Origin of the sequence: Aquibacillus salsiterrae (assembly GCF_028416595.1) — a bacterium.
In the GTDB taxonomy this organism is placed as follows: domain Bacteria; phylum Bacillota; class Bacilli; order Bacillales; family Amphibacillaceae; genus Aquibacillus_A; species Aquibacillus_A salsiterrae.
Map to the genome: position 1 here is coordinate 43591 of NZ_JAMQKC010000020.1, position 6493 is coordinate 50083.

The 6493-nt window shown below is 37.9% G+C and carries 8 protein-coding genes; all 8 read left to right on the forward strand.

Annotated elements, in window-relative coordinates; translation table 11 throughout:
• The 8 genes from NC799_RS14815 (at position 1) to NC799_RS14850 (ending at position 6341) form a co-directional block, all read left to right on the forward strand.
• The gene (locus NC799_RS14815; RefSeq protein ID WP_272447219.1) at positions 1-693 is read left to right on the forward strand and encodes a cytochrome c biogenesis protein; all 693 of its coding nucleotides are present in this window, start codon (positions 1-3) and stop codon (positions 691-693) included.
• Between the two features lie 6 nt (positions 694-699).
• A complete protein-coding gene (locus tag NC799_RS14820; RefSeq protein ID WP_272447220.1) occupies positions 700-807 on the forward strand; it encodes a CcmD family protein in 108 nt (35 codons plus the stop codon).
• A 36-nt stretch (positions 808-843) separates the two neighbouring features.
• Positions 844-1365 (forward strand): TlpA family protein disulfide reductase, encoded by a 522-nt coding sequence (locus tag NC799_RS14825; RefSeq protein ID WP_272447221.1) that lies wholly within the window; start codon positions 844-846, stop codon positions 1363-1365.
• Positions 1366-1377: 12 nt separating this feature from the next.
• Positions 1378-2067 (forward strand): hypothetical protein, encoded by a 690-nt coding sequence (locus NC799_RS14830; RefSeq protein ID WP_272447222.1) that lies wholly within the window; start codon positions 1378-1380, stop codon positions 2065-2067.
• A 31-nt stretch (positions 2068-2098) separates the two neighbouring features.
• Complete coding sequence (locus NC799_RS14835) at positions 2099-4009, forward strand: copper resistance protein CopC (RefSeq protein ID WP_272447223.1); 1911 nt, start codon at positions 2099-2101, stop codon at positions 4007-4009.
• A 922-nt stretch (positions 4010-4931) separates the two neighbouring features.
• A complete protein-coding gene (locus NC799_RS14840) occupies positions 4932-5600 on the forward strand; it encodes a peroxiredoxin (RefSeq protein WP_272447224.1) in 669 nt (222 codons plus the stop codon).
• A 17-nt stretch (positions 5601-5617) separates the two neighbouring features.
• Complete coding sequence (locus tag NC799_RS14845) at positions 5618-5821, forward strand: hypothetical protein (protein WP_272447225.1); 204 nt, start codon at positions 5618-5620, stop codon at positions 5819-5821.
• Between the two features lie 382 nt (positions 5822-6203).
• Complete coding sequence (locus NC799_RS14850; RefSeq protein WP_272447226.1) at positions 6204-6341, forward strand: cupredoxin domain-containing protein; 138 nt, start codon at positions 6204-6206, stop codon at positions 6339-6341.
• The last annotated feature ends 152 nt before the right edge of the window (positions 6342-6493 follow it).

Consider the following 6493-nt stretch of genomic DNA (forward strand, 5'->3'; position numbering starts at 1 on the left):
ATGCTACATAAATTAATGAGTCCGCTACAACTAGCATTAACAGCGATTACCGGAATCCTCATATTTATCCAATTATATATGGCGTTTTTTTATGCGCCAACAGAAAAATATATGGGGCATGTGCAACGGATTATGTATTTTCACGTGCCGAGTGCATTCGTTTCGTTTGCCGCATTTGGGATTGTATTTGGGGCAGGAATCATGTATTTAACGACAAAAAATAAAAAGTGGGACCATCTTGCACTAGCGTCTGCTGAAATTGGTGTGCTATTTACAACGTTTGTTCTTTTTTCAGGCTCGCTGTGGGCAAGGCCGGTATGGAATGCCTGGTGGGTATGGGATGACCCTAGATTAGTCACTTCCTTAATTCTTTGGTTTATCTATATTGCATACTTGTTAATTCGAGCATCGGTCAAAGGTCAAGACCGTCTTCGTAAATTTGCAGCCGTATTTGGTATTATCGGGTTTCTTGATGTACCTTTAGTCTACTTTTCCGTTAAATGGTGGAGAACAATTCACCCGAAAGTAATTGATGAACAAGGCGCACATATGCCACCAGAGATGGCCCAAACGCTATTTTTTAGTGTTATCGCATTTTTATTTTTATTTGTGACAATGCTTGGCTATCGGTATGTATTAGAAGGCCAAAAAGAGAAAATGTATGAGTTAAAACAATCAAGTCGGAAGGGATGAGACGTAGTGACATATTTAGTAATTGCGGTAATGGCATTGTGGATAGGTATCTTGACGTATATGGGGCGTTTGTACAACCTTCAGAAAAAAGTAGCAAAGGAACTAAAAGACTAACCCTCTTTTTACCCAAAGTAAGGAGGAGATTCAACAATGACGCGAAAAATCATTCGAATTAGTACGCTTATTGTCATATTATTAGGATTTGGATGGGCTGCCATTAGCCTCGGGAAAAATTCCAAAGCTGCTGAAGTAGGCGACCAAGCACCTGATTTCACATTGGAAGATATGGATGAAAACATGGTCAGCTTGTCTGATTATAGTGGGGAATTTGTTGTCTTAAATTTCTTTGCCTCTTGGTGTCCCCCTTGCCGGGAAGAGGCTCCGGAATTACAAGCTTTTGAAGAAGCGTACGGTGACCAAGCAAAATTGTTAATTCTGTCGCGAGCAGAACCTAAAGTCAATGTCGAAGAATTCATCGAAGAGTTTCGTTCAACATCGACCTATTTACTTGATCCAAATGATTCGATGGCGAAACCTTACGGCGTAACGGGGCAACCAGAGACTTTTTTCATAGATGAACAAGGGGTCATTCGTTATCACCATATTGGGCCAATGACAAAAGAGTTTATGGTGGAAACAGTTAATAAATTCAAAGAAACACCACTAAAATAGGTGGGTGTGATGATGAATACTGATTTGTACAATTCACTTACTGATCTATTTAATTGGATAACTATTCCGCTTTGGAAATGGTTTAACTCAACGTATAACGGCCCATTCGGTGCACCTTTTACTGGATCAGTTCTGTTAGGGTTAATCGCAAGTACATATCCAAGTCAATTAAGTTATCACCTTAGTGGCATCGTGTTCACTTCAAAAGAAATGACAGCAAATCGAAAATGGTGGACAATTCCGGCTGTTTTTCTTCTTGCAAAACTGGTGGTAACTTATTTTCTTGTTTTTTTAAGCATGAGATATGAAAACGAAGTTGTACTAATCTTTAACTATGTGATTGGCTGGGCGAGTCCTGTTTACCTGCTTATCGGTGTGCTACTTCTTTTCATATCAGATCGTAACATTCGAATCTCTCTTATTACATATATTAGCCTTGTCTTGGCGATATTTGTCGACCCAAAAGTGATACAGTTAATCCAAGCATTTGTTCCCTGGATTCCAAAAGAACCTATAATTGGGTGGATAATGCCGTTTCTGTATGCAACTGCCGAATTTGTACCGATTTTGATTTTTAGTATTCTTGCCTATGGATTTAATTTAGATAAATTTCTCTTTAGAAATAGACACAAACAAATTATTTACTATTTTTACGGACTCGTCCTGATTGTACTTGCCATTAATCAATTTTTTCTCTGGTAACGGCATCACTTAAGAGAGGACTGATTTACTGATGTACATTTATATAAGAAGGGTAGATATTCTATTCTTCTTGGTCCTGTTATGTAGTTTCTTCCTGTTTAGCTCAGTTGTAAGTGCACACTCCTCGTTAAAAGAAACATATCCAGAAGGGAATGCAGTTTTAGAAACTCCACCCGATAAAGTCGAAATATGGTTTCAAGACCCTGTAGCTATCCATAAGGAATCTATCCAAATTATTGATTCGAATAAGAAAATTATTCAAACGGGACAGACTAAAGTAGACCCTGACGATAAACGTCACCTTACAACGGTACTAAGGAATGATCTCGCTGCTGGGGATTATAAGGTGAAAATGAATGTCATCGCGCAGGACGGCTTTGTGATTGAAGAACAATTTACGTTTACTGTAGCAGAACAAGAAAAACAAGAATCGTTGCCAGAAGAACTGGAATTAGTTAAGTCTAATGTATCAGATGGCGAAATCTTTCAAGGTTCACCAAACAAAATAGATTTATGGTTTAATCAACCTGCTGAAATTACCGCGTTTGGTATATTTAACGAAAATTATCAGCCCGTTGCAACAGGCACAGCTGAAGTGGATGAAAGTGATCCCAATCACCTTTTTATCCCAATATCAGAACCACTTAATTCTGGTACGTACCAAATTACATGGTATGCTGCACCAGTCAGTAAAGCTGAAGGAGCCAATCAAGCAGATAGAGTAGGCGTGTTTTATTTTGCGGTTGATCAGTTTACTAGCATGGAGCCAGTTGGCGGCTATAAGACAAAAATCGATACGAACACATTTAGTTTTTCTTTTGGACTTAAACAACTTGCCTACTGGTTATCGTTTATTGGCCTTACTGTGTTATTTGGTTTATCATGGTTTCATTCCTTTATCCATAAAGCTTGGACAACGCGGAAAATCATTCCATGGTTTTATACGTTGGGCATTTTAGGTATTGTTTTACTCATTGTGGATCATCGCTTAGACCTACCTCAACTGGATTTAAAAAACTTCATCCTAGTTAAGTTCGTGTGGATTCCAATCGTTCAAATTATTCTAATTACCCTCGGTCTGTTTGTTCGGAAACTACGACTTCTCTTTATCGGTCTAGCATTGCTGCTCTGGCCCTTTGTGATTGGACATGCGTCCTATCCACGATATGGTGGTTACTTGACGATGGCAGTGAGTGCGGTTCATATCCTGGCTGTTGGGATATGGATGGGTGGTCTAGTTGCTTTACTAGCTAAACCAAAGGACCAAGATGGGCTAGAATGGATCAAACAGGTAGGGCCCAATTTCTCTAAATGGGCACTTGTCAGTGTTATATCGATTATTATTTCAGGAGTTTGGATGTCAATTGCCTTTCTGCCATCTTTCACGTTTGTTACTTTAATCGAAAGTGAATGGGGTAGAATGTTATTGATGAAAGTTGTCTTTTTTCTCTTCCTGCTCTTACTAGGCTATTTCCAACGTAAAGCAGTCATTCGGATTAGTGCTGCAGCTGCTAATACATTTATTCGAAAAATTCGAACAGAGGTTATCTACGGGATTTGTATTCTCTTTTTCGCGGCAAGTCTCGTTGCTGCAAATCCAAGTGCTGCCGAACGAGGTGTCTATCCGGAAACGACCGACCAAGAAGATTTGGGATTGATCGTCGACATTGCCCCAATACAAATGGGCTTAAATACAATTTCACTCGAATTTGCAAAAGATGTTCCAATTGAAGACGTGACTGTTCAATTGGATATGCCTCCAGATTGGCAAATCGAAGTGGACGCATTTGAAGTCGAGGAAGGCTTATATAAACTGACCGGAAATTTACTGCATGCGGCAGGAACAATTAATATGACTGTTCGTGTAACGTTAGCGAGCGGTGAATTGGTGGAAATACCTTACCGGATTGTTGTCCCTGGTGAAGTTCGGTTTAATGAATAAGTGAAGGTCAACTCGAGATTAATAAATGATTTAGCGATGTTTAGGTTATTTTTTTATCAGCTTGCTTTTGTAAAGTTTATTGCTTTTAACGTCGTAGTAGATGGGTAATGCGCACTAACCTTTGACAAAAAATCCAGTGTTAATCAACCGCTCCGGAAATACACTTGCTTTCCGTGGGTGGCTGATGAGCCTCATCGAGCTAATGGGTGCCACTATTGACACTTTTGAGTTCGGATTTGGTAAAAGTGTTGATGATTGACCTGATTATCGACAGATTTGAGTTCAAATTAATAAAATCTGTCGATGAGGCACCAAATCATCGACAGATTTGAGTTCAAATTTATAAAATCTGTCGATGAAGCACCCAATTATCGACAGATTTGAGTTCAGATTAATAAAATGTGTCGATGGTGGACCTGGTTATCGACACATTTGAATTCGGATTAATAAAATGTGTCGATAGTGACCCTAATTATCGACACATTTGAGGTCAAATTAACAAAATGTGTTGATGAGGCCCTCAATTATCGACAGATTTGAGGTCAAATTAACAAAATGTGTCGATAGTGACCCTGATTATCGACAGATTTGAATTTAGATTAACAAAATGTGTCGATGAGGCCGGCACCCAATCACTGATAAGGGACTGACCGGAGCGCAAATCAACCCTAACAAATTAGTGCGCATTATATATAAACTGTGCAATAACAAAAATGTTTTAGAAAACAGATTTTTTCTATGATTCAAATATTCGGGTTAGTCTAGTCTGAAGTAATTCCTATAAAGACCGTGGACAAAAATGATAATCCTACTAATCTATGTCAATAATATAAGTTTTTTTGGAATCTTCACTATTTCTTCAAAAACTTTCTTTAAAATATAATTAGCAAGATAAAAAATTTATATTGATGGAGGAATGGACATGGAAAATAGTAGTGAAAAAGTTTACAGTTTACCAAGAATAGGGGACTCGGCGCCACAGTTTGAAGCAACTACAACACAAGGTACAATCAAATTAGAGGATTATAAAGGTTCTTGGCTGATTTTATTTTCTCATCCAGCGGACTTTACGCCCGTTTGTACAACAGAATTTGTTGCTTTCCAAGGCATTTATCCGCAGTTAAGAGAATTAAATACTGAATTACTTGGTTTGAGTGTGGATAGCTTACCAGCACATATCGCTTGGATTCGTAATATCGAGGAAAAACAAAATGTGAAAATCGAATTCCCTGTAATCGCAGATCTTAGCAAAGACGTAGCAATTAAATACGGAATGATTCATCCAGGAGAGAGTACTACTGAGACGAATCGAGCAGTTTTTGTCATAGATGATAAGCAAGTGATTCGTGCAATCATTTATTATCCATTGACAACTGGCCGTAATATGGATGAGATTCTACGCTTGGTAAAAGCCCTACAAACAACGGAAGTACATAAGGTATCTACTCCTGCTGGATGGGTTCCTGGAGAAAAAGTGGTTGTTCCACCACCTGCTTCCCAACAACTTGCCGAAGAAAGAGTTGCAGATAAAGAACTAGAAGTCGTTGACTGGTACTTTGCAAAGAAAGAATTGGCTAGTACTAAAGAGTAATAGGGGGGTATCTTTCTATGCCATGTGGTAAAGGAAAGACGTCACTGACAGCTACCGAAATTAATATGATTATTGATCTGTTAAAAGAAAAGCCATTAACGGATTTGGAAGTTTCAGAAAAATTGAGCCTTCCATTGTTTAAGACAAGAAGTAAATTGCGCGAGCTGGTCCAGCTAAACTATTTAGAACAAATGAACGAAAAGTATGTTGTAGTAGATTAAGGTATAAGGACATAGGTGATTTTGTTAAACAGAGTCTCTTATTTCTATCTCAGGCTGTCGAAACTATCGACAGCCTGTTTTTTACTAAAGGGATAATTTAAATAATAAAGAAAAAGTATTGTCAAAGGGATACATAATAGTTATATGTTGTTACTTTTATTATGCAGAAAAATGAGCCAACTATTAATTAGTTACTTTTACTTATCTTTGAACAAGATAAAATGATTAAAACCACTGTTGTATGATTTTTCGATAAACGACATCTTACCGTACTTGGGAAGGATTTAGCTGCTGGGCATTTTAGGTATTGTTCGTCTAATTGTGAATCACCGCTTAGCCTACCTCAACTTGAATTGAAAAACTTCATCGTAGTTAAATTTGTTTGGATTCCAATCGTTATGTCGAATTAATTGCTAACAATCCTGGTAAGTGGCCAATTAATGGAACAAAGACCTTCCATCAATCAAATAACGGTCATACGCCTGGTGGGATGAGTACTCAACTTATTTATAATGAATAGAAGTGGTTAAATAGACAAATCTTAATACATGTACGTGAAAAAAGTTAAGGAGTGGAGTGAATCTCATGTTAAAAACAGTAGACGTCGGTTTAATGGCAAACCATTTATCTGTCCACAATTCAGTTATTAAAAAATTAGAGCGATATGCTTCT

Coding starts and splice junctions, on each gene's coding strand:
- NC799_RS14815 (WP_272447219.1), top strand. CDS start 1: ATGCTACATAAATTAATGAGTCCGCTACAACTAGCATTAACAGCGATT.
- NC799_RS14825 (WP_272447221.1), top strand. CDS start 844: ATGACGCGAAAAATCATTCGAATTAGTACGCTTATTGTCATATTATTA.
- NC799_RS14830 (WP_272447222.1), top strand. CDS start 1,378: ATGAATACTGATTTGTACAATTCACTTACTGATCTATTTAATTGGATA.
- NC799_RS14835 (WP_272447223.1), top strand. CDS start 2,099: ATGTACATTTATATAAGAAGGGTAGATATTCTATTCTTCTTGGTCCTG.
- NC799_RS14840 (WP_272447224.1), top strand. CDS start 4,932: ATGGAAAATAGTAGTGAAAAAGTTTACAGTTTACCAAGAATAGGGGAC.
- NC799_RS14845 (WP_272447225.1), top strand. CDS start 5,618: ATGCCATGTGGTAAAGGAAAGACGTCACTGACAGCTACCGAAATTAAT.